This window comes from Streptomyces sp. NBC_01551 (assembly GCF_026339935.1).
GTDB lineage: Bacteria > Actinomycetota > Actinomycetes > Streptomycetales > Streptomycetaceae > Streptomyces.
Genome location: NZ_JAPEPX010000001.1, coordinates 1,915,440 through 1,937,903 on the forward strand (window position 1 = coordinate 1,915,440; position 22,464 = coordinate 1,937,903).

Annotated in this window: 20 protein-coding genes; 11 read left to right on the forward strand and 9 right to left on the reverse strand. The window is 72.1% G+C overall.

Translation table 11 applies throughout. The features are described from left to right. Window positions 1–8: 8 nt before the first annotated feature. A complete protein-coding gene (gene dnaG, locus OG982_RS08620) occupies window positions 9–1,916 on the forward strand; it encodes a DNA primase (protein ID WP_266788188.1) in 1,908 nt (635 codons plus the stop codon). A gap of 1 nt (window position 1,917) precedes the next feature. Here the strand turns inward: dnaG and OG982_RS08625 are convergent, their stop codons facing one another. Next, a complete protein-coding gene (locus tag OG982_RS08625) occupies window positions 1,918–2,334 on the reverse strand; it encodes a gamma-glutamylcyclotransferase family protein (RefSeq protein WP_266788187.1) in 417 nt (138 codons plus the stop codon). A gap of 342 nt (window positions 2,335–2,676) precedes the next feature. Here OG982_RS08625 and OG982_RS08630 point away from each other — a divergent pair, with 342 nt between their 5' ends. Both OG982_RS08630 and OG982_RS08635 read left to right on the forward strand, forming a co-directional pair. Beyond that, window positions 2,677–3,246 carry a hypothetical protein gene (locus OG982_RS08630; protein WP_266788186.1) on the forward strand — a complete coding sequence of 190 codons (570 nt, stop codon included), beginning with the start codon at window positions 2,677–2,679 and terminating at the stop codon, window positions 3,244–3,246. 124 nt (window positions 3,247–3,370) lie between these two features. Further along, window positions 3,371–4,015, forward strand: coding sequence for a class F sortase (locus OG982_RS08635; protein WP_266788185.1), 645 nt, complete (start codon window positions 3,371–3,373; stop codon window positions 4,013–4,015). A gap of 66 nt (window positions 4,016–4,081) precedes the next feature. Here OG982_RS08635 and OG982_RS08640 read toward each other — a convergent pair whose 3' ends face one another. The 3 genes from OG982_RS08640 to OG982_RS08650 form a co-directional block, all read right to left on the reverse strand. After that, entirely contained in the window at window positions 4,082–4,858 is a 777-nt protein-coding gene (locus tag OG982_RS08640; protein ID WP_266788184.1) for a TSUP family transporter, read from the reverse strand. 37 nt (window positions 4,859–4,895) lie between these two features. Beyond that, window positions 4,896–5,165 carry a hypothetical protein gene (locus OG982_RS08645; RefSeq protein WP_266788183.1) on the reverse strand — a complete coding sequence of 90 codons (270 nt, stop codon included), beginning with the start codon at window positions 5,163–5,165 and terminating at the stop codon, window positions 4,896–4,898. A gap of 112 nt (window positions 5,166–5,277) precedes the next feature. Then, a complete protein-coding gene (locus OG982_RS08650; RefSeq protein WP_266788182.1) occupies window positions 5,278–6,573 on the reverse strand; it encodes a ferredoxin reductase family protein in 1,296 nt (431 codons plus the stop codon). Window positions 6,574–6,907: 334 nt separating this feature from the next. Between OG982_RS08650 and nirB the strand changes: the two genes are divergently transcribed. Both nirB and nirD read left to right on the forward strand, forming a co-directional pair. Then, window positions 6,908–9,448, forward strand: a complete 2,541-nt coding sequence (gene nirB, locus OG982_RS08655) for a nitrite reductase large subunit NirB (RefSeq protein ID WP_266788181.1) — start codon at window positions 6,908–6,910, stop codon at window positions 9,446–9,448. Then, a complete protein-coding gene (gene nirD / locus OG982_RS08660; protein ID WP_266788180.1) occupies window positions 9,445–9,789 on the forward strand; it encodes a nitrite reductase small subunit NirD in 345 nt (114 codons plus the stop codon). Before nirB ends, nirD begins: the two co-directional genes overlap by 4 nt. 7 nt (window positions 9,790–9,796) lie before the next feature. Here the strand turns inward: nirD and OG982_RS08665 are convergent, their stop codons facing one another. After that, on the reverse strand, window positions 9,797–10,201 hold the full coding sequence (locus OG982_RS08665) for a VOC family protein (RefSeq protein WP_266788179.1): 405 nt from the start codon (window positions 10,199–10,201) through the stop codon (window positions 9,797–9,799). A gap of 272 nt (window positions 10,202–10,473) precedes the next feature. Here OG982_RS08665 and OG982_RS08670 point away from each other — a divergent pair, with 272 nt between their 5' ends. Next, window positions 10,474–11,634: an alkaline phosphatase PhoX gene (locus tag OG982_RS08670; protein WP_266788178.1), complete on the forward strand. Its 1,161-nt coding sequence runs from the start codon at window positions 10,474–10,476 to the stop codon at window positions 11,632–11,634. A 108-nt stretch (window positions 11,635–11,742) separates the two neighbouring features. Here OG982_RS08670 and OG982_RS08675 read toward each other — a convergent pair whose 3' ends face one another. From OG982_RS08675 to dusB, 3 genes are all read right to left on the reverse strand, one after another. Beyond that, entirely contained in the window at window positions 11,743–12,750 is a 1,008-nt protein-coding gene (locus tag OG982_RS08675; RefSeq protein ID WP_266788177.1) for a helix-turn-helix transcriptional regulator, read from the reverse strand. Between the two features lie 478 nt (window positions 12,751–13,228). Further along, complete coding sequence (gene ppdK / locus OG982_RS08680; protein WP_266788176.1) at window positions 13,229–15,937, reverse strand: pyruvate, phosphate dikinase; 2,709 nt, start codon at window positions 15,935–15,937, stop codon at window positions 13,229–13,231. 366 nt (window positions 15,938–16,303) lie between these two features. Continuing rightward, the gene (dusB, locus tag OG982_RS08685) at window positions 16,304–17,464 is read right to left on the reverse strand and encodes a tRNA dihydrouridine synthase DusB (protein WP_266788175.1); all 1,161 of its coding nucleotides are present in this window, start codon (window positions 17,462–17,464) and stop codon (window positions 16,304–16,306) included. Between the two features lie 34 nt (window positions 17,465–17,498). Here dusB and OG982_RS08690 point away from each other — a divergent pair, with 34 nt between their 5' ends. Next, on the forward strand, window positions 17,499–18,950 hold the full coding sequence (locus tag OG982_RS08690; RefSeq protein WP_266788174.1) for an MFS transporter: 1,452 nt from the start codon (window positions 17,499–17,501) through the stop codon (window positions 18,948–18,950). A gap of 42 nt (window positions 18,951–18,992) precedes the next feature. Here the strand turns inward: OG982_RS08690 and OG982_RS08695 are convergent, their stop codons facing one another. Next, window positions 18,993–19,475 (reverse strand): MarR family winged helix-turn-helix transcriptional regulator, encoded by a 483-nt coding sequence (locus OG982_RS08695; protein ID WP_266788173.1) that lies wholly within the window; start codon window positions 19,473–19,475, stop codon window positions 18,993–18,995. Window positions 19,476–19,566: 91 nt separating this feature from the next. Here OG982_RS08695 and OG982_RS08700 point away from each other — a divergent pair, with 91 nt between their 5' ends. The 4 genes from OG982_RS08700 to OG982_RS08715 all read left to right on the forward strand — a co-directional run bounded on the left by OG982_RS08700 (window position 19,567) and on the right by OG982_RS08715 (window position 22,462). After that, window positions 19,567–19,911, forward strand: a complete 345-nt coding sequence (locus tag OG982_RS08700) for a DoxX family protein (protein ID WP_266788172.1) — start codon at window positions 19,567–19,569, stop codon at window positions 19,909–19,911. A 54-nt stretch (window positions 19,912–19,965) separates the two neighbouring features. Next, complete coding sequence (locus OG982_RS08705; RefSeq protein WP_266788171.1) at window positions 19,966–21,006, forward strand: aldo/keto reductase; 1,041 nt, start codon at window positions 19,966–19,968, stop codon at window positions 21,004–21,006. A gap of 21 nt (window positions 21,007–21,027) precedes the next feature. Next, window positions 21,028–21,621 (forward strand): TetR family transcriptional regulator, encoded by a 594-nt coding sequence (locus OG982_RS08710; protein WP_266788170.1) that lies wholly within the window; start codon window positions 21,028–21,030, stop codon window positions 21,619–21,621. Window positions 21,622–21,757: 136 nt separating this feature from the next. Beyond that, entirely contained in the window at window positions 21,758–22,462 is a 705-nt protein-coding gene (locus tag OG982_RS08715; RefSeq protein WP_266788169.1) for a VC0807 family protein, read from the forward strand. Window positions 22,463–22,464 lie beyond the last annotated feature (2 nt).

Sequence of the window (22,464 nt, forward strand, 5' to 3'; positions counted from 1 at the left end):
CTTCACGGGTGGCAGGACGGATCAACGACGACGACGTGAAGGCGGTACGGGACGCGGTCCCGATCGACGCCGTGGTCTCCGACTACCTCCAACTGCGCAATGCGGGCGGCGGCAACCTCAAGGGCCTCTGCCCCTTCCACGACGAGAAGTCCCCGTCCTTCCAGGTCAGCCCGAGCAAGGGCCTGTACCACTGCTTCGGCTGCCAGGCGGGCGGGGACACCCTCGACTTCATCATGAAGATCGACCACCTCTCGTTCTCGGAGGCGGTCGAGCGGCTGGCCGGGCAGGCCGGCATCACCCTGCGGTACGAGGAGGGCGGCTACACCGCCGGCACCAGCGGCCGCGGCGAGCGCATCCGCCTCGTCGAGGCGCACAAGGCCGCGGCCCAGTTCTACGTGGACCAGCTGGGCGGCCCCGAGGCCGAGATCGGCCGCAAGTTCCTGGCGGAGCGCGGCTTCGACCAGGCCGCGGCCGCGCACTTCAGCGTCGGGTACAGCCCGGCCGGCTGGGACCACCTGACGCGCTTCCTGCGCGGCAAGGGGTTCAGCGACAAGGAGCTGATCACCTCCGGTCTGGCCCAGGACAGCCGCAGCGGGAAGCCGATCGACCGCTTCCGCGGCCGGCTGATGTGGCCGATCCGCGACATCAGCGGCGAGGTGGTGGGCTTCGGCGCGCGCAAGCTGCGCGACGACGACAACGGCCCCAAGTACCTGAACACGCCGGAGACGGCGATCTACAAGAAGTCCCAGGTGCTCTACGGCATCGACCTGGCCAAGAAGGAGATCGCCAAGACCTCCCGGGCCGTGGTCGTCGAGGGCTACACCGACGTCATGGCCTGCCACATGGCCGGGGTCACCACCGCGATCGCGACCTGCGGCACGGCGTTCGGCGGGGACCACATCAAGATCCTGCGGCGTCTGCTGATGGACAACGCGACCGCCGAGGTGATCTTCACCTTCGACGGTGACGCGGCCGGGCAGAAGGCGGCCCTGCGGGCGTTCGAGGACGACCAGAAGTTCGCCGCCGAGACCTCGATCACCATCGCCCCCGGCGGGATGGACCCCTGCGACCTGCGCCTCGCGCAGGGCGACGCGGCCGTGTCCGGCCTGGTGGAGGCCCGCACGCCGCTGTTCGAGTTCGCCCTGCGGCACATCGTGTCGCGGCACAACCTGGAGAACCCGGCGGGCCGGGCGGCCGCGCTGGACGAGGCCGCGCCCGTCGTCGCCAACATCAAGAACATCGCGATCCAGCACGAGTCGGCGGTCCAGCTGGCGGGGATGCTGGGCATCCGCGACGAGCAGTTCGTCGTCAAGCGGGTCGCGCAGCTGGCGCGCTGGGCGCGCGAGCGGGGCAACCAGCCGCAGCCGTCGTCGTCGCGGGGCCGCCCCTCCGCGTACGAGAGCGCCGCCCCGGCACCCGCCGCCCCCGCCGGCGGTCCCGCGCTGAACCTGCGCAGCCCGGCCCACCGCACCGAGCGCGAGCTGCTGAAGCTGGCGTTGCAGCGGCCGGCCCTGGTCTCCCCGGCCTTCGACGCGTACGGGATGGACGAGTTCACCGCGCCGCCCTACGCGGCGGTGCGCCAGGCCATCCTCGACGCGGGCGGCGCGGCACAGGGCAGCGACGACTACCTGGCCCGGGTGCGCGAGGCCGCCCCGAACGACACCGTCCGGGCGCTGGTGACGGAGCTGGCGGTCGAGGCCATCCACGCGAAGACGGTGGACGAGATCTACGCGGGGGTCCAGCTGGTGCAGGTCCGCCTGCGCGCGGTGGACCGCCGGGTGCACGAGATCCAGGGGACGCTGTCCCGGCTGGGCCCGCACGCCCCGGCGGAGCAGCTGGCCGCGGTCCAGGAGGAGCTGTGGGTCCTCCAGCAGTACGGCCAGCGCCTGCGCAACCGCGGCGCCGAGGGCCTCTGAGCTAGCGCCCGAACCAGTCGCCACCCGGTATCTCGGTGCCCGACTCGCGCAGCCGGCGGGCCAGCAGCGGAGCCGCCAGGTAGACCCAGGCGGGGATGCTGGTCCCGTCCGGGCGGATCGCCTCCCTCCGGACCCGGTCGTAGACGTTCAGCGGTCGGCCGGGCCCGTGGTACTCCTCCAGCCGGTCCAGCTCGGCCAGCAGCCTCCCGTAGGCGCCGGGCGCCGCGGTGACCAGCTCGCCCACGATCTGCGACCCCGGGTGGTGGACGGCGTACGGGTAACCGGGGCCGTCGTAGAGCAGCGCGTCGGGCAGCCGGGCGGGCTCCTCCGCGGCGGTGCGGCCCTTGAGGAACAGGTCGTGGTTGACCTCGCCGGGGCGCAGGGTGCCGTAGACGAAGAACGGCAGCTCACCGCTCATCCGGCCGCCACCTCCGCCGGATCGACGGTGGTCAGAACGGAAAAAATCCCCGATGCCATGGCCCCTCCTTCTCACACCCGCGAACACCACCAGTGTCCCCGCCGGACGCCCGGGCCGGGGTCAAGCCCCAGGACCGTCCGGCAGGGGGCAGCCGTACCCGCCCGGCCAAGACGGAGTCACCCGGACGGTGTCCCCCCACCCGGACGGCCCCCCAGGCCGTCTGACGTGCGCCGATGTGGATACAGCCGGACTCGGCCACCGGATCTGACACACCCTCAGCAGGCGCGCCCCCCGTACGCCGGTTTATCTCGAACCACGACCCCGCGTCACCCAGGAGCCGCCATGCGCCGACGCACCGCCCACGTGCTCACCGCCTCCGCGCTGACCGCCGTCGCCTTCGCCGGCCCGGTCGCCGGAGCGGTCGCCGCGGCCGAACTCGGCGTACCCGGCCTTCCCGGTCTCCCCGGCTCGCACGGTTTCGCGCCCGGCGACTTCGCCTCGCTGGAGGTCTGGCCCAAGTCCGCCGCCCCCGGCGCCACCGTCACGGTGAACACCACCGCCTGCGGCAACGGCAGCCACGCCGAGGGCGACGCGACCACCGTGCGAGGCGGCCGCTTCAAGCTGGTCCCGGGCACGCACAAGGAGGTGGTCGTGGGGCAGTTCCAGGTCGCCCACGACCTCCGCCCCGGCTCCTACGAAATCGGCGCGACCTGCGCCAACGGCAAGTTCGCCACCGGCGACCTCGTCGTCACCGAGCGCGGCCCACAGGGCCACGTGAAGACCGGGGTGGGCGGTGGGACGACCACCACCACCGACCCCGCCAAGATCGCGGCGGGAGCGGCCGTCCTGGCCGCGGCCGCCGCCGGCGGTACCTGGCTCCTGCGTCGCCGGGCGAGCGGCACGCGGAGCTGACGGGCGCCCACCGCGGCTTCGGCCGCGGTCCGACCGGTACCGTCCCCCGTTGCCCGCCCCGCGAGGTCCCCCCGTTCGCGGGGCCGGGCGACGGCCAGTCATCCGCACACCCCAGGGGGCAGGCATGGGCAGCTCCGGCCACGCCGGACCCGGCGGTCGCGCCGGCCGCGGCGGGCTCCTCGCACTCGCCGCCTGCGTCGGCATCTGGCTCGTCGGCAGCGGGTCCAGCGAGCCGGTCCGGCCCCCGCAGCCCTCCCCCGCCGACTCCCTCAGCGCCCGGGCCGGCGACTACGGCCCGAGCATCGCCCCGCTCCCCGGATCCCCGCCCACGAGGATCCGGATCCCCTCCATCCACGTGAACGCCCCGCTGACCGGGCTCGGCCTGGCCCCCGACGGCAGCCTCGAAGTGCCCCCGCCCGCCCGTCGCGACCTCGCGGGCTGGTACCGCGACGGCACCACGCCCGGCGCCACCGGCACGGCCGTCATCGCCGGGCACGTGGACCACGCCACCGGTCCGGCCGTCTTCTACAACCTGGGCGCGCTGCGCCGCGGGGCCGCCATCGAGGTCCCGCGCGCGGACGGCCGTACGGCCGTGTTCACCGTCCACGCGATCGAGGTCTACGACGCCGACGCCTTCCCCGACTCCCGCGTCTACGGACCCTCACCGCGCGCCGAACTCCGGGTGATCACCTGCGGCGGCGGCTTCTCACCACGCACCGGCTACAAGGGGAACGTGGTGGTCTTCGCCCACCTCACGGCGACGTACTGACCGCCGCCCGGTCCTGACCGCCGCATGGGCCGGCTGAGGCCCTGAGCGCCGCCCGGCCCGGCCTCCTCATCCCCACTGCTCGAAGCCCAGCTTGACCACCAGCGCGGACACCACCGTCAGCAGCACGGCACGGACGAACCCGCTGCCCTTCTTGAGTGCCATCCGCGCCCCGATCATGCCGCCGGCCAGGTTGAACACGGCCATCAGCGCGGCCAGCTGCCACAGCACCCTGCCCTGGTAGGCGAACATCGCGAGCGCCCCGGCGTTGGTGCAGCAGTTGACGATCTTGGCGGTGGCCGAGGCGGAGACCAGGTCGAGGTGGAGCAGCGCGGTCAGCGCGAGCACCAGGAAGGTGCCGGTGCCCGGGCCGATCAGGCCGTCGTAGAAGCCGATGCCCAGGCCCGCGAGCCCGATGGCGAGCAGCACCCGCTGCCGGCTGACGGGCGTGGCGCCCGGGGCGGTGCCGAAGGCCGGACGGAAGATCACGAACCCCGCGACGACCACGAGCACCACCATGATCAGCGGGCGCAGGGCGTCCTTGCTGATGCCGCCGGCCAGCGCGGCGCCGCCCATCGAGCCGGCGAGCGCGGCCAGGCCGATCCGGACGGCGAGCTTCACGTCCACCGGGGCCTTGCGCACGTACGTTACGGCCGCGCCCGAAGTGCCCACGATGGCGACGGCCTTGTTGGTGCCGAGGACGGTGGCGGGGTGGGCGTTCGGCAGACCGAGCAGCAGGGCGGGCAAGAGCAGGAGTCCGCCGCCGCCCACCACCGCGTCGATCCAGCCGGCCGCCGCGGCGGCCACGCACAGCACGATGATCATGGTCGTTGATATGTCAGGCACGCCCATGACCCTATGGATCCGATGGGTGCAGTAACCATCAATCCCCGGAAACTTGCGCAAAGGTTGAGGTTTGCCGGGCCGGCACCCGGTCCGGGGCCACCGGAGCCGCCGGGTCCACGGCCGCCGTCAGCACCGTCGCGGCCAGCACACTGGCCAGCCCCAGCCCGGCCGCGACCCGCCGCCCGGGCGGTACGCAGGCCAGCGCGACCGCCCCCGCCCGCAGGGCGGAGGGCCCGCGCGGCTTGCGGTGCCGGGGCGCGGCGGCCGACGCGGTCGAGGGGGCCGGCGCGGACACGGGCGCGGACACGGGCAGAGGCGCGGACACGGGCAGGGCAACGTGCAGCGGATGGCGCATGACTCGGTGTGACCTCTCGCGGGGCGGGGATCGGACGAGGCTCGGAGCAGGGGTCGGACGGGGCTCAGAAGCTGAAGCACTCGGAATGGACGCGCCCGGCCGGCACCCCGGCCCGCAGCAGCGCCGAGCGGGTCGCGTCCGCCATCCCCGGCGGCCCGCACAGGTAGACGTCGTGCTCCGCCAGGTCCGGCACCAGCTCGGCCAGCGCCTGCGGAGCCAGCGGATCGTATGCGGCGCCCGACGACCCGAGCAGGTAGTGCAGCCCGGCCTGCCGCTCGGCGGCGATGGCCTCAAGCTCCTGGCGCAGCACGAGCTGCTCCTCGGCCCCGGCCCGGTAGAGCAGGGTGAGGTCCCCGGGCCCGCCGGGCAGCGTCTCGAACAGGGCCCGCATCGGGGTGATCCCGACGCCGCCCGCGATCAGCAGCACCTTGGGCCGGGTCCGCCGGGCGGCGGTGAGCGCCCCGAACGGCCCGGTGGCGATGACCCGGGTGCCCGGTCGCAGCCGCCGGATCCGGCGGGAGTGGCCGCCCAGCGCCTTCACCGTGATCCGCAGGGTGGCGCCGCCGGCCGGCGCGGAGAGCGAGAACGGCAGCGCGGTGTGCCAGAGCCGCCGTTGCAGGAACCGCCAGCGCAGGAACTGCCCGGGCTCGGCGCGCAGTTCCGCCAGGTGCGTCCCGTACATGACGACGGAGACCACCCCGGGCCCCTCGGCCCGCACCTCGCCCACCCGCAGCGCGTGCCGCAGGGCCTGCCGTACGGGGACCACGGCGCGGTACCAGACCAGCAGGACGGCGACGGTGGCGTGGGCGAGGGCCCAGAACCAGGCGGCGACCGCGAGGTCGGGCCCGGCGAGCTGGTGGCCGAAAGCGAGCGCCGCGGCGACGTAGACCAGCAGGTGCACACCGCGCCAGGTTTCGTGCGGGACGCGGCGGCGTACGGAGCGGGCGGAGCTGACGCCGACGGCGGCCAGCAGCCCCGTACCGGCCGTGGCGGCGGCCACGGCCGGGTAGCCGAGCAGGTCCCGGACGGCGCAGACCACGTCGGCACCCTGGTGCACGGCGTAGCCGAGGAGCGCGAGCAGCCCGTGTCCGAAACACAGCAGCAGCACGTACCGGCCACCGAGCGCGTGCCAGCGGGCGAGCCGGTCCGCGCCGACCCCGTGCTCGACGGCGGGCACCCGCGCCATCAGGAACAGCAGCACCAGCACCCCGTACCCGGCGAGCAGCCCGGTCAGGTGGGCGGCGGTGGCGAAGAGCGCGTCGAGCCGGGCGGAGGGCCGCACCTGCGCCGCCCACAGCAGGGCGACGACCCCCGCCCCGCCGAGCATCCCGCCCTTGACCCGCACCGCCGCATCTCGCATGGCGCCCACGCTAGGGGCCCTCCCGGGCCGTCAGGGCCCGCTCCGGGCCCGGCGGATGATCCTTAAGCCCGCCTTGAGGAACGCCTCACGGGCGCTTAATCCGGGTGCTGAGGTCAGCGTTCCGCTCGGGTAACAACGGCGATGCGGCGGGGAAACAGCGGCGGCGCACGCTCGTTCCATGCCCTCGGAGCAGGGTGCGGTGGCAGGTCGGCGGCGGCCTCCCCGGCGCCCCGGCCCGCCCCCGGTCCACCGGACCCCCGTCGCCCATCCCCCGGTCCACCGTCCCCCGGACCCCGCGCTCACCCGCCGCACCTACCGCAGGAGGCTCCTGATCATGGCCGCAGCCACGCCCACTCCCGCCATCGTGCTCATCGGCCACGGCATGGTCGGCCAGCGCTACCTGGAGGCCCTCGCCGAGCGCGGCGCCACCGCCACGCACCGGATCACGGTGCTCTGCGAGGAGCCCCGGCCCGCCTACGACCGGGTGCACCTGACCTCGTACTTCTCCGGCACCACGGCCGAGGAACTGTCCGTCACCCCCGCCTCCTTCATGGCCGAGCACGGCATCGAGCTGCACCTCGGGGACCCCGCCGAGAGCGTCGACCGCGAGGCCCGCACCGTCACCTCCCGCTCGGGCCGGGTGTTCCCGTACGACGTGCTCGTCCTCGCGACCGGCAGCTACCCCTTCGTCCCGCCCGTCCCCGGCAAGGACGCCCCGGGCTGCTTCGTCTACCGCACCATCGAGGACCTCCTCGCGATCGAGGAGTACGCGAAGGCCGGCGCGGTCACCGGCGCCGTCGTCGGCGGCGGCCTCCTCGGCCTCGAAGCCGCCGGCGCGCTCCAGGGCCTCGGACTGGCCACCCGCATCGTCGAGTTCGCCCCGCGGCTGATGCCCGTCCAGGTCGACGAGGGCGGCGGCGCGGCCCTGCTGCGCACCATCGAGAACATGGGCCTCACCGTCCACACGGGTGTCGGCACCCAGGAGGTCGTCACCGGCGAGGACGGCTCGGTCAGCGGCATGCTGCTGTCCGACGGCTCCACCGTCCCCACCGACCTGGTCGTCTTCTCCGCCGGGGTCCGCCCCCGCGACGAGCTCGCCCGCGCCGCGGGACTGGCCGTCGGCGAACGCGGCGGCATCGGCGTCGACTCACGCTGCCGGACCTCCGACCCGCGCGTCTACGCCGTCGGCGAGTGCGCCTTGGCCACCGACGGCCGGGTCTACGGCCTGGTCGCCCCCGGGTACGAGATGGCCGAGACCGCCGCCGAGGACCTGCTCGGCCGCGACAAGGAGTTCACCGGAGCCGACCTCTCCACCAAGCTCAAGCTGCTCGGCGTGGACGTGGCCTCCTTCGGCGACGCCCACGGCACCGCCCCCGGCAGCCTGGACGTCGTCTACTCCGACTCCCGCTCCGGCGTGTACAAGAAGCTGGTCGTCTCCCCCGACGGCGTCCTCCTCGGCGGGGTCCTGGTCGGCGACGCCGACTCGTACGGCCTGCTGCGCCCGCTCACCGGCAGCGTCCCGCCCGTCGCCCCCGAACAGCTGGTGCTCCCCGCCGGCCTCGGCGCGCCGGTCGCGCTCGGCCCGTCAGCGCTCCCCGACACGGCGGTGATCTGCTCCTGCCACAACGTCACCAAGAAGGCCGTCACCGCCTGCGCGGACCTCGCCGAGGTCAAGAAGTGCACCAAGGCCGGCACCGGCTGCGGCAGCTGCGTCAAGGTGATCGGCCAGCTGCTGCCGAGCGCCAAGGACAAGGGGCTGTGCCGCTGCTTCCCCTTCACCCGCGCCGAGCTCTACGAGATCGTCCGCACCCGGCGCCTGACCTCGTACCGGCGGCTCCTCGACGGCCACGGCCGCCCGCAGGCGCGCGGCGGCGAGGGCTGCGAGGTGTGCAAGCCGGCCGTCGGCTCGATCATCGCCTCGCTCGCCCCCACCCTCGGCGCGAGCGGCTACGTCCTGGACGGCGAGCAGGCCGCCCTCCAGGACACCAACGACCACTTCCTGGCGAACCTCCAGCGCAACGGCTCGTACTCGGTCGTCCCGCGCATCCCCGGTGGCGAGATCACCCCGGACAAGCTGATCGTGATCGGCGAGGTGGCTCGCGACTTCGGCCTCTACGCGAAGATCACCGGCGGCCAGCGCATCGACCTCTTCGGCGCCGCCGTGGACCAGCTGCCGCGCATCTGGGCGCGGCTCGTGGACGCCGGATTCGAGTCCGGGCACGCCTACGGGAAGGCGCTGCGGACGGTGAAGTCCTGCGTCGGGCAGACCTGGTGCCGTTTCGGGGTCCAGGACAGCGTGCGCATGGCGATCGACCTGGAGCTGCGCTACCGGGGCCTGCGCGCCCCGCACAAGCTCAAGTCGGCGGTGTCCGGCTGCGCCCGCGAGTGCGCGGAGGCACAGAGCAAGGACTTCGGGGTCATCGCGACCGCGAGTGGCTGGAACCTGTACGTCGGCGGCAACGGCGGGGCCACTCCGCGCCACGCGGACCTGCTCGCCCAGGACCTGTCGGACGCCGAGCTGGTCCGGCTCATCGACCGGTTCCTGATGTTCTACATCCGCACCGCCGACCAGCTGGAGCGGACCTCCACCTGGCTGGACCGGCTGGAGGGCGGCCTGGAGCACCTGCGGGACGTGATCGTGCACGACTCGCTGGGGCTGTGCGCGGAGCTGGAGTCACTGATGGCCGACCACGTGGCGCACTACCGCGACGAATGGGCCGAGACGCTCCAGGACCCGGAGCGGCTGCGCCGGTTCGTGTCGTTCGTCAACGCCCCCGGCGCCCCCGACCCGACCGTGAAGTTCGTTCCCGAGCGCGATCAGGTCAAGCCCGACCTGAGCGTCCTGACCCTTCTTCCTGTGGGAGGTCCCCGATGACCGTGGAACTGCGTGTGGCCGAAGGCTGGCTGACGGTGTGCGAGCTGTCCTCGCTCACCCCCGGGCGCGGGGTGGCGGCCCTGCTGCCCGACGGGAGCCAGGCCGCGGTGTTCGTCGACCGCGCGGGGCGCCCGTACGCCATCGCCAACCAGGACCCCTTCACCGGGGCGCAGGTGCTCTCGCGGGGGCTGGTGGGGACCGTGGCGGGCCGGGCCTTCGTGGCCTCGCCGCTGCTGAAGCAGCGCTTCGACCTGGAGTCGGGGCACTGCCTGGACGACGAGGCGGTGGCGGTCCGGACCTACCCGGTGCGGACCGCCGTGACCTCGGGCGCCGCGGCGTAGCGGGGCATCAGCCCTGGACGGCCGCCGGGTCCATCCACACGTACTCCCAGACGTGGCCCTCCAGGTCCTCGAAGGCGCGGCCGTACATGAAGCCGAGGTCCTGGGCCGGGCGGGGCTCGGTGGCGCCCGCCGCGAGGGCGGCGCCGACCACCTCGTCGACCTGCTCCCGGCTCTCCGCGCTCAGGGCGAGCATGACCTCGGTCGTCTTGCCGGCGTCCGCCACCTCCTTGGTGGCGAAGTCCTTGAAGCGGGCCTCGGTCATCAGCATCGCGAAGATCGTGTCGCTGATGACGAGGCAGCCCGTCGACTCGTCGCTGAACTGGGGGTTGAAGGAGTAGCCGAGCTTGCCCCAGAACGCCTTGGTGGCCTCGATGTCCTTGACGGGCAGGTTGACGAAGATCATGGTGGGCATCTCGGTCCCTCTTCCTTCTCTCGTGTGCGTGCTTTCGAGAGGTAGACCGGGGACCCGGGGGAAACTCATCGCTCCCGCGGAAAATTTTCCGGACTTCCCTCGACGGGACATGAAACCGCAGGTCAGCTGGCTGAGGTCGGAGCCTCGCCCCGAGCCGGTCGCTCCCGCGTCATGAGGAATTGACGTCACGTCAATTCGGCGCCCCTAGGTTCCTCGACGCGTGCGATCCCGCGGCCGACCGGACGCGGGCTTCCCTCCCCACAGGAGTGACCGTGGAACGTCGTACCTTCCTGCGCGGCGCTGTGATCGGATCCTCGGCCGCCGCCTTCGGCGGCACGCTCATGCGCGGGGCCGCCTACGCGGCGCCCGCCCAGCCCGGCGCCGGTCCCTACGGCGCGCTCGGCGCGGCCGACGCCAACGGCATCATGCTGCCGGCCGGCTTCAGCAGCCGGGTGATCGCCCGCTCGGGCCAGAGCGTCCCCGGCACCTCGTACAGCTGGCACAGCGCCCCCGACGGCGGCGCGTGCTTCGCCGACGGCGCGGGCTGGATCTACGTGTCGAACTCGGAGGTCAACCCCGGCGGCGGCGCGAGTGCGGTGAAGTTCGATTCCTCCGGCACGGTGACCGGCGCCTACCGGATCCTCTCCGACACCCGGCAGAACTGCGCGGGCGGAAAGACCCCGTGGAACACCTGGCTGTCCTGTGAGGAGGTCAGCCGCGGCTACGTGTACGAGACGGACCCGTACGGGGTGAACGCGGCCGTGCAGCGCCCGGCGATGGGGCAGTTCAAGCACGAGGCGGCCGCCGCCGACCCGGTGCGCAGGGTGGTCTACCTGACGGAGGACGAGACCGACGGCTGCTTCTACCGCTTCGTCCCGACGACCTGGGGAAACCTCTCTTCGGGCACGCTCCAGGTCCTCAAGGCCTCCAGCGCCGCCTCCGGCTCCTTCACCTGGGCCAACGTCCCGGACCGTGACGGCTCCCCCACCGCCACCCGCAGCCAGGTCTCGGGCGCGAAGAAGTTCAACGGCGGCGAGGGCTGCCACTACGCCAACGACACCGTCTGGTTCACCACCAAGGGCGACAACCGGGTCTGGCAGCTCAACCTCGCGAACAGCACCTACGAGCTCGCCTACGACGACTCCCTGGTCCCCGGCGGCGCGGCGCCGCTGACCGGCGTCGACAACGTCACCGGGTCCTCGTACGGCGACCTGTACGTCGCGGAGGACGGCGGCAACATGGAGATCTGCGTGATCACCCCGGACGACGTGGTGGCCCCCTTCCTGCGGATCACCGGACAGTCCTCCTCGGAGATCACCGGCCCCGCCTTCTCGCCCGCCGGGAACCGGCTGTACTTCTCCAGCCAGCGCGGCACCTCCGGCAGCTCCTCGGCCGGCATCACGTACGAGGTCATGGGCCCGTTCCGGGTCTGAGGCGACCGGCGACGCCTACAGCCGGCAGCCGGCACCCGGCAGACAGCAGCCGAGGGCCGGCTGCCGGCGAGCGGAGGGCCCGGACGACCGGCCCTCCGCTCCCCGCCCCTACGAGGCCACCGCGCCGCCCTTGAGCAGCGCGGCCCCCAGCGGCGTCACCGTGTGCAGCACCGCGTTGCCCCGGCGCAGGGTCGTCACCAGGCCCGCCTCCCGCATCACGCAGGCGTGCTGGCTCGCGGAGGCCAGCGAGACCCCGGCCCGGCGGGCGAGTTCGCTGGTGGTGGCGCCGTCGCCGATGGCCCGCAGGACCACCGACCGGGTGTGCCCGACGAGCTTGCCCAGGGTCCGCTGGCGCTGCTCCTCCACGGGCCGCCGGGCACCCCCCTCGCCCCCGGCCGGCGCCGACACCAGCTGCGCCGCCGCCGGGTAGACCAGCACCGGCGGCAGCTCCGGGTCCTGCAGCGTGACCGCGGTGCGCCGGCAGAAGAACGACGGCTGGAGCAGCAGCCCGCGCCCCCGCAGCCGTACGTCCCGGTCCACCGGGTAGTCGCACTCCAGGACGGGCGCCCGCCAGCGCAGCATCGGCGGCAGCGAGGCCAGCAGCTCGTCCGCGCCGCCGTCCAGCAGGGCCCGGCCCCGCGCGGCCCGCTCGGCCTCGATCTGGGCCTGGATGTGGGTCCAGTACGGCTCCACGGCCGCGCGGTGGTACCCGCGCAGTTCGCCCAGCAGGCGCGGCAGGTGCTTGGTGCCGGCGTCCAGGAACTCCCGTACGCGCGGCGACGGCGGCGCCGCCCCCGCGCCCAGCAGCGTCAGCTCGCGCCGCAGCCGCTCGGGGCGGATCCCGCGCAGCGCGTCGAGGCCCACGTCCCAGCCGTACTGCCCCTCGACCGGGGTGAGGAAATCCGGGAAATAGCCGCGACTCGGTATGAGCGCCCCGAGCAGACGTGTTTCACTATTCAACCGGCTCCGGGCTTCAGTACGCCATTCACCGAACAACCGGGCGTCACGCCGGTCTCTTAAACGGTGAAAACTAAGAATCGTTTCCCACAACGCATCGGGACGCCCTGCCATCCGTACGCGTGCCAGGTCCACTCCAGTGAAATGGATACGAAGCACCGAACCCCCACCTGTGCAACCGCAATCCCCCCGCCTCATGAGTATGCATGCCGTCACACGTGGTCACCACGCCCTTTCGGCCACAGTTGAAACCCCTTTCGGCAGGGGCGTGACAACCGAAATCCTGTACTCCGCCGGGCACACTCCGGTGCGACCGAAACGCTCCGCGAAGGCCGTGGGGGGCTTTGCGGGGCCTGGCGGTCGGTCGCACCGGGAAGCGCCGACGTGCTTGGCGGATTGGCGGCAGGCGGTGGACGGGTGGGGATCCGTCCACCGCCTGCTGCCGTAAACATTTGTTGAATATTGCGCCGTCGCAAAACAAGACCGCGCCCGCCCCCGGTGGTCAGGGAACCCGGGGCAGGCGCGGTCGGTGGGACCGAATAACGGTCCTGTGGCCGGGCCGCCGTTCGTGCGACGGCCCGGCAGCGGCCCGAGGGCCGCGTCAAGGGGGGCTCGGCGAGCGCCGGAGCCCTTCGGCTCAGCGGCTGTCGGAGCCCTTCGACTCGGCGGCCGCGCGGCCGGCCTCCAGACGCGCCACCGGAATCCGGAACGGCGAGCAGGAGACGTAGTCGAGACCGACCTCGTGGAAGAAGTGGACGGACTCCGGGTCGCCGCCGTGCTCGCCGCAGACGCCGAGCTTGAGGTCGGGGCGGGTGGCCCGGCCGGCCTGGACCGCGCTGCGGACCAGCGCGCCGACGCCGTCCTTGTCGATGGTCTCGAACGGGGAGACCCCGAAGATGCCCTTCTCCAGGTACGCGGTGAAGAAGCTGGCCTCGACGTCGTCGCGGGAGAAGCCCCACACCGTCTGGGTCAGGTCGTTCGTGCCGAAGGAGAAGAACTGCGCGGCCTCGGCGATCTGGCCGGCGGTCAGCGCGGCGCGCGGCAGCTCGATCATCGTGCCGATGCTCAGCTTGAGGCTGGTGTCGGTGGCGGCCTCGACCTCGGCGATGACCTGGTCGGCCTCCTCGCGGACGATCTCCAGCTCCTGGACGGTGCCCACGAGCGGGATCATGATCTCGACGCGGGGGTCGCCCTTGGCGTTCTTGCGCTCGGCCGCGGCCTCGGCGATCGCCCGGACCTGCATGGCGAACAGACCGGGGATGACCAGGCCGAGGCGGACACCGCGCAGACCCAGCATCGGGTTCTGCTCGTGCAGCTTGTGGACGGCCTGGAGCAGGCGCAGGTCGTTCTCGTTGGCGTCCTTGCGGGACTCGGCGAGGGCGACGCGCACCGACAGCTCGGTGATGTCGGGCAGGAACTCGTGCAGCGGCGGGTCGAGCAGCCGGACGGTGACGGGCAGGCCGTCCATCGCCTCGAAGAGCTCGATGAAGTCCTTCTTCTGCAGCGGCAGCAGCGCCTCCAGCGCGCCCTCGCGCTCGGAGTCGGTGTCCGCGAGGATCAGGCGCTCGACCATCTCGCGGCGCTCGCCGAGGAACATGTGCTCGGTGCGGCACAGGCCGATGCCCTGGGCGCCGAAGCGGCGGGCGCGCAGCGCGTCCTCGGCGTTGTCGGCGTTGGCGCGCACCCGCAGGCGGCGCACCCGGTCCGCGTAGGCCATGATCCGGTGCACGGCGGCGACGAGCTCGTCGGCGTCGTCGGCGCCGGCGTGCATGCGGCCCTCGAAGTACTCGACGACCGGGGAGGGTACGACGGGTACCTCACCGAGGTAGACCTTGCCGGTCGAGCCGTCGATGGAGACGACGTCGCCCTCCTCGATGACCGTGTCGCCGACCGTCATCCGGCGGCGCTTGGTGTCGACCTCCAGGTCCTCGGCGCCGCAGACGCAGGTCTTGCCCATGCCGCGCGCCACGACGGCGGCGTGCGAGGTCTTGCCGCCGCGCGAGGTCAGGATGCCCTCGGCGGCGATCATGCCGTCCAGGTCGTCCGGGTTGGTCTCGCGGCGGATCAGGATGACCTTCTCGCCGGAGCGGGACCACTTGACGGCCGTGTACGAGTCGAAGACGGCCTTGCCGACGGCCGCGCCCGGCGAGGCGGCGATGCCGCGGCCGAGCAGCTCGGTCTTGGCGTTCTCGTCGAAGCGCGGGAACATCAGCTGCGCGAGCTGGGCGCCGTTGACGCGCTGGAGCGCCTCGGCCTCGTCGATGAGGCCCTGGTCGACGAGCTGGGTGGCGATCCGGAAGGCGGCGCCGGCGGTGCGCTTGCCGACACGGGTCTGGAGCATCCACAGCTGGCCGCGCTCGATGGTGAACTCGATGTCGCAGAGATCCTTGTAGTGGGTCTCCAGCGTCGTCATGATCGTCATGAGCTGGTCGTACGAGGCCTTGTCGATCGACTCCAGCTCCGCCAGCGGGACGGTGTTGCGGATGCCCGCGACGACGTCCTCGCCCTGGGCGTTCTGCAGGTAGTCGCCGTAGACGCCCGCGTGGCCGCTGGCGGGGTCGCGGGTGAAGGCGACGCCGGTGCCGGAGTCGGGGCCGAGGTTGCCGAAGACCATGGAGCAGATGTTGACCGCGGTGCCCAGGTCGCTCGGGATGCGCTCCTGGCGGCGGTAGAGCTTGGCGCGCTCGGTGTTCCAGGAGTTGAAGACCGCCTCGACGGCGAGGTCCATCTGGTCGCGGGCGTCCTGCGGGAACTCGCGGCCGGCCTCCTTCGCGACGATCTTCTTGAAGGCCTTGACCAGCTTCTTCAGGTCGGCGGCGTCGAGGTCGGTGTCGACGGTGACCTTCTTGGCGGCCTTGGCCTCGTCGAGGGCGTCCTCGAAGAGCTCGCCCTCGACGCCGAGGACGGTCTTGCCGAACATCTGGATCAGGCGGCGGTACGAGTCCCAGGCGAAGCGCTCGTCACCGGCCTGGGCGGCGAGGCCCTGGACCGACTCGTCGGACAGGCCGATGTTGAGGACCGTGTCCATCATGCCGGGCATCGAGAACTTGGCGCCGGAGCGGACCGAGACCAGCAGCGGGTCGTCCGACTGGCCGAGCTTCTTGCCCATCTTCGCTTCGAGGGCGGCAAGGTGGGCGCTGACCTCGTCGCGCAGCGCGGCCGGGGCCTCACCGCTCTCGAGGTAGACCTTGCAGGCCTCGGTGGTGATGGTGAAGCCGGGAGGGACGGGAAGACCAAGGTTGGTCATCTCGGCGAGGTTGGCCCCCTTGCCGCCGAGAAGGTCCTTGAGGTCCCGGTTCCCCTCGGTGAAGTCGTAGACGAACTTCTGATCTTTGTTTTCCGACACGGGTCTCGACTCCTCGAGGACTCGGGTGGCTGCCCTGACGGCCAGGAACATACCCAGATCGAAGGCGTCTGGGTACGTCCACTTGGTCGTCATACGGCTGTAACCACTCGTGCGCCAGCAGATCGAAAGTAACTCACGGGTAGCTGGATCGGACTGAGAGCGTTCACCTCCCGAAGGGGGAAGGGGCTTCTGAGGCTTGTTTACGCTCGGATGAGCGATCATCGATACATTTGCGTTCAAGTCTTGAACGCACAAAGGGTGGCACCCAGTGCCACCCTTTGGAAGTCATACCCTTGGTTTTGACGCTCATCTGAGCGCAACCCCACCCATGCGTGGCGTATATCACGCTACCGCGAGGGCGAAATGTCAGCCTCCGGACGTGTCCAGCTCGGCGTCCTCGCTCACGCCGGCGCAGTCGTACGGATCCTTCAACCAGCCGTCCGGCAGGACAACCCGGTTGTTTCCGGACGTCCGGCCGCGCGGACCGTCCGCGCTCTCGGGCCAGGACTGGTCCAGGTCCAGCTCGCTCAGATGAGCGTCCAGCTCGGCCAGTGACGAAGTGACCGCGAGCTTCTTGCGCATCTCGGATCCGACCGAGAAGCCCTTGAGGTACCAGGCCACGTGCTTACGGAAGTCGATCACCCCGCGCGCCTCGTCGCCGATCCACTCCCCCAGCAGCTGGGCGTGCCGGTGCATGGTCGCCGCGACCTCGCGCAGCGTCGGCTTGTGGAAGTCCTCCGGGCGCCCCTCGAAGGCCGCCACGAGGTCGTTGAACAGCCACGGCCGCCCCAGGCAGCCGCGGCCGACGACCACGCCGTCGCAGCCGGTCTCGCGGACCATCCGCAGCGCGTCCTCGGCGCACCAGATGTCGCCGTTGCCGAGCACGGGGATCTCCGGCACGTGCTCCTTGAGCCGCGCGATGGCGTCCCAGTCGGCGGTGCCGCCGTAGTGCTGGGCGGTGGTGCGCCCGTGCAGGGCGATGGCGGTGACGCCCTCCTCGACGGCGATCCGGCCCGCGTCCAGGTAGGTGAGGTGCTCGTCGTTGATGCCCTTGCGCATCTTCATCGTCACCGGCAGGTCGCCGGCGCCCGCGACGGCCTCGCGCAGGATCGCCCGCAGCAGGTTCCGCTTGTACGGGAGGGCCGAGCCGCCGCCCTTGCGGGTCACCTTCGGGACCGGGCAGCCGAAGTTCAGGTCGATGTGGTCGGCCCGGTCCTCCTCGACGATCATGCGGACCGCCTTGCCGACCGTCGCCGGGTCTACTCCGTACAGCTGAATCGAGCGAGGCTTCTCGGTCTCGTCGAAGTGGATCAGCTGCATGGTCTTCTCGTTGCGCTCGACCAGGGCGCGGGTCGTGATCATCTCGCTCACGAACAGCCCCTTGCCGCCGCTGAATTCGCGGCAGAGGGTACGGAACGGGGCATTGGTGATGCCGGCCATCGGCGCGAGCACCACCGGGGGCTGCACGGTGTGCGGGCCGATCGCGAGAGGCGGAGGGAGCGTGGTCATCCCCCCATTGTCGCGCATGCCCGGGTCGTTAGTTAGCCGTACTATCTGCCACATGTCCGACTTGAGCCACCGGCGGCGCGTGCTCGTCCTGGCGATCTGCTGCATGAGCCTGCTCATCGTCAGCCTCGACAACACCGTCCTGAACGTCGCGCTCCCCTCCATGCGGCGCGAGCTGCACGCCTCGGTCGCGGGGATGCAGTGGACCATCGACGCCTACACCCTGGTGCTCGGTTCGCTGCTGATACTGGCCGGCTCCACCGCGGACCGGATCGGGCGCCGCAAGGTGTTCTCCATCGGCCTGGCCGTCTTCGTCGCCGGATCGCTGCTGTGCTCGCTGGCGCCCAGCCTGGAGTGGCTGATCGTCTTCCGCGGGATCCAGGCGATCGGCGGCGCCATGCTCAACCCGGTCGCCATGTCGATCATCACCAACACCTTCACCGAGCCCGCCCAGCGGGCCCGGGCCATCGGCATCTGGGGCGCGGTGGCGGGCGTCTCCATGGCCGCCGGGCCGCTGATCGGCGGTGTGCTGACGGACTCGGTCGGCTGGCGCTCCATCTTCTGGGTCAACGTCCCGGTCGGGCTGGTCGCCCTGGCCCTGACGCTGCGGTTCATCCCCGAGTCGCGGGCCGAGCGGCCGCGCCGCCCCGACCCGGTGGGGCAGCTGCTGGTCATGGCGCTGCTCGGGACGGTGACGTACGGGATCATCGAGGCGCCGACGGCCGGCTGGAGCTCCGGGCTGATCCTGGGCTGCGGGGCGGTCGCCGTCGCCTCGGTGGTGGGGCTGCTGGTGTACGAGCCGAGGCGGGCGGACCCGCTGATCGATCCGCGGTTCTTCCGCAGCGCCCCGTTCAGCGGCGCCACGGTGATCGCGGTGTGCGCCTTCGCGGCGATGGCCGGGTTCCTCTTCCTGAACACCCTGTACCTCCAGGAGGTACGCGGGCTGGACGCCCTGGACGCGGGGCTCTACATGCTCCCAATGGCGGCGTGCACCATCCTGTCCGCCCCGGTGGCGGGCCGGCTGATCGGCGCCCGGGGGCCGCGGCTGCCGCTGCTGATCGCGGGCGTGGCCATGGCCGTGAGCGGGCTGCTGTTCGCGGCGTTCTCCGCCGAGACCTCCACCCCGCTGATGTTCACCGGGTACGTGCTCTTCGGGCTGGGCTTCGGCATGGTCAACGCGCCGATCACCAACACGGCCGTCTCCGGGATGCCGCGTTCGCAGGCGGGTGTCGCGGCCGCCATCGCCTCCACGAGCCGGCAGACCGGCAGCACGCTGGGCGTCGCCGTGATCGGCGCGGTGCTGGCGGCCGGGATGGCGGGCGGCGGCGACTTCGGCTCCGCGACCGGTCCGGCCTGGTGGATCATCACGGGCTGCGGGATGTTCGTGCTGGTCGTGGGCGCCGTGAGCAGCGGGCCGTGGGCCATGGCGACGGCCGAGCGGACGGCGCGGACCCTGGAGCCCGCCCACACCGACCGCGCCTCGGCCGGGGCGCCTCCGCACTCCTGACGGCAGGGTCGGAGCCGGGCGCCCCCGCGTGGGGGCGCTCGGCTACTCCTGGCAGTCGAATGCGTCCGGGTGGGCGTCGATCCGGGCCAGCAGTCCGCGCAGGACGTCGCGGTCCTGCGCGGAGAGCCCGGCGAACAGTGCGCGTTCCACCTCGTCGAGCGCCGCGTTGGTGCGGGCGAGGACGGCGGAGCCGGCGTCGGTGATGACGACGTTGTGGCGGCGGCGGTCGGCGGGGTCGCGGCGGCGTTCGACGAGGCCGTCGCGCTCCAGGTCGTTGAGGAGGCCGACGAGCACGCTCGGGTCCACCTCCAGCCGCTCGGCGAGCGCCCGCTGGCCGATGGGGCCGCCTTCCAGGTGCATGAGCGTCATGGCGTGCCGGGGGGTGATTCCGGCGGTGCCGAGCGCCTTGCGCATGCGGGTCTGGGTGACCGCTCCGTGCCAGGCCAGCAGCATGCCCAGCCGCTGCGGCGGGTGCGGGGCCTCCTGCGCCTCCTGCGCCGCCGTCGCTTCCTGTGCTGCCGTCATGTTCCACACCGTAGCAGCCGAGGAATGATTGCGATCAGTCGATCGTTGATGCTATTCAATGGTTCCTGACTTTCGACCATTGGAGACCGTCATGTTCATCGCCTACGCCGTCGTCGGCACCCTGCTGGCCCTGGCCCTCGCCGCGTCCGCCACCCTCACGCTCCAACGCAACGGCCAGATCGTGGCCAACATGCGGGCGGTCCAGGTTCCGGATTCCTGGCTGCCACGGCTCGCCGCCCTGAAGGCGGCCGGCGCGGTGGGCCTCCTCGTGGGCCTGTGGGTGACCCCCTTGGGCATAGCCGCCGCCATTGGCGTGACCCTCTACTTCGTCGGCGCGGTCATCAGCCACCTGCGGGTAAGGAACTTCGAGCTCGCCCCGGCGGCCGTCCTGGCCGCGGTCGCGGTGGCGGCGCTGGCGCTGCGTGCGGCCGCCTGACCCTGACGGGTGACAGATATTGAAATCTGTCACCCGTCATGCCATTCTCGTTCCATGACGAAAAACGTGACGAAGAACGAGAACGCCAACCCCCCGCGCCGCGCGCTCGGCACCACCGGCCCGGCCGTCTTCCCGATCGGCCTCGGCTGCATGGGCATGTCCGCCCTCTACGGGGAGGCCGACCGGGCGGAGTCGATCGCCACGATCCACGCCGCCCTGGACGCCGGGATCACGCTGCTCGACACGGGCGACTTCTACGGCATGGGCCACAACGAGCTGCTGATCGGCGAAGCCCTGCGCACCGCTCCGGCGGCGGCCCGCGAGCAGGCGCTGACCAGCGTCAAGTTCGGCGCGCTGCGCACGGTCGAGGGCGGCTTCACCGGGTACGACGGGCGACCCGCGGCCGTGAAGAACTTCCTGGCCTACTCGCTCCAGCGGCTCGGCCGGGACCACATCGACATCTACCGGATCGCCCGGGTGGACCCGGACGTGCCGATCGAGGAGACCGTCGGCGCCATCGCCGAGGCCGTCCAGGCGGGGCACGTCCGGCACATCGGCCTCTCCGAGGTCGGCGCGGACACCCTGCGCCGGGCCGCCGCCGTGGCCCCGGTCTCCGACCTGCAGATCGAGTACTCCCTGATCTCCCGCGGCATCGAGGAGGAGATCCTGCCGACGGCCCGCGAGCTCGGCATCGGCGTCACGGCGTACGGGGTCCTGTCCAGAGGCCTGATCAGCGGGCACTTCAGCCGTGACCGCACGCTGGCCCCGGGCGACTTCCGCGGGATGAGCCCCCGCTTCCAGGGCGAGAACCTGGACCGCAACCTCGACCTGGTCGAAGCGCTGCGCAAGGTCGCCGAGGGCAAGGGCGTGAGCGTCGCGCAGACCGCCATCGCCTGGGTGCTCTCGCGGGGCGAGGACATCGTGCCCCTGGTGGGGGCCCGGCGCCGGGACCGGCTGAGCGAGGCACTGGGTGCCATGGAGGTGGAGCTGACCGCCGCCGACCTGGCGGCGATCGAGGAGGCGGTTCCCGCCGGGGCCGCGGCCGGCGAGCGGTACCCGGCGGCGCAGATGGCCCACCTCGACAGCGAGCACTGAGCGGGCGGTACGGTCGTACTCATGCCACCCGCTGCCGCCGAACCCCTGACGCCCGAGCGCATCCTCGAAACCACCGAGGAAGTGCTGCGCCGCTTCGGCCCGGGCAAGGCGACCGTGGTGGATGTGGCGCGCGCCCTGGGCGTCAGCCACGGCAGCGTGTACCGGCACTTCCCGTCCAAGGCGGCGCTGCGCGAGGCCGTCACGGACCGCTGGCTCGCCAAGAGCGTCGTCGCGCTGGAGAAGATCGCCTCCGCACCGACGGGGACGGCCCCCTCCAAGCTGGAGGCCTGGCTGGAGGCGCTGTTCGAGGCCAAGCGCCACAAGGCGGGTGACGACCCGGAGCTGTTCGCGACGTACACCGTGCTGCTCGGCGAGAACAGCGGGGTGGTGGACCAGCATCTGACCGAGCTGATCGACCAGCTGGCCCGGATCATCGCCGACGGTGTCGCGGACGGGTCGCTGTCCGCCCCGGACGTACCGGCCGCCGCCCGCGCGGTCTTCAACGCCACCGGCCGGTTCCATGATCCGCAGTACGCGGCGGAATGGCTTTCGCCCACCATCGTCGCGGAGTTCGAGGCGGTCACCGCCCTCGTGATCCGGGGCCTGCGGGCCTGATTCGGCCAACCCCATCCGGAATGGCTAATTCCGGACAGCTTGGTGATCATTTGGGGCGGGGGCCCTGTCGCAGAGCCGCACACCTGCCCTAGGTTCCCCCCGATCACATCTCATCAGGCACTTCTCAGGGGGAACCATGTCCGCTCCAGAGCCTTCGGGCGACCGCCCGGAACCGCCCGCCCGCTCTCGTTCCGCGGCGGCGCTCGGCTGGATTCTGACCATCGGTCTCAACGTGGTCGCGCCGATCATCACGTACAACCAGCTGCGCGACCATGGCTGGAGTGAGTTCGGGGCGCTGCTGGCCAGCAGCGCCTGGTCCGTGCTCGACACCGCCATCAGCGTGGCCTGGCGCCGCAAGGTCGACGAGTTCGCCATCATCACCATGGTGTTCCTGGTGATCACGGCCGTCGTCTCGCTGATCGGCGCCCATTCGGCCCGGGCCTTGCTGATCAAGGACTCCGGGGTGACCGGGCTGTTCGGGGCGCTCTGCCTGGCGACCCTGCTCGCGCCGCGTCCGCTGATGTTCTACTTCGGCCGGAAGTTCGCCACCGACGGCACGCCCGAGAGCACCGCGTGGTGGAACGGCCTGTGGCAGTACGAGGGCTTCCGCCGGACGCTCACCGTCATGACCACGGTGTGGGGCGTGGCCTACATCGCCGAGGCCGCGGTGCGGATCGCCCTGGCGTACGCGCTGCCCACCGACACGATGGTGATCATCAGCCCGATCATGATCTACGCGGTGCTCGGCATGCTGGCCGTGTGGACCGCGCTCTACGGCAAGCGCTCGCAGCGCGAGGGCGAGCGCCGCGCCGCCGAGGCGGCCGGAGCCGCGGCCTCGTAGGC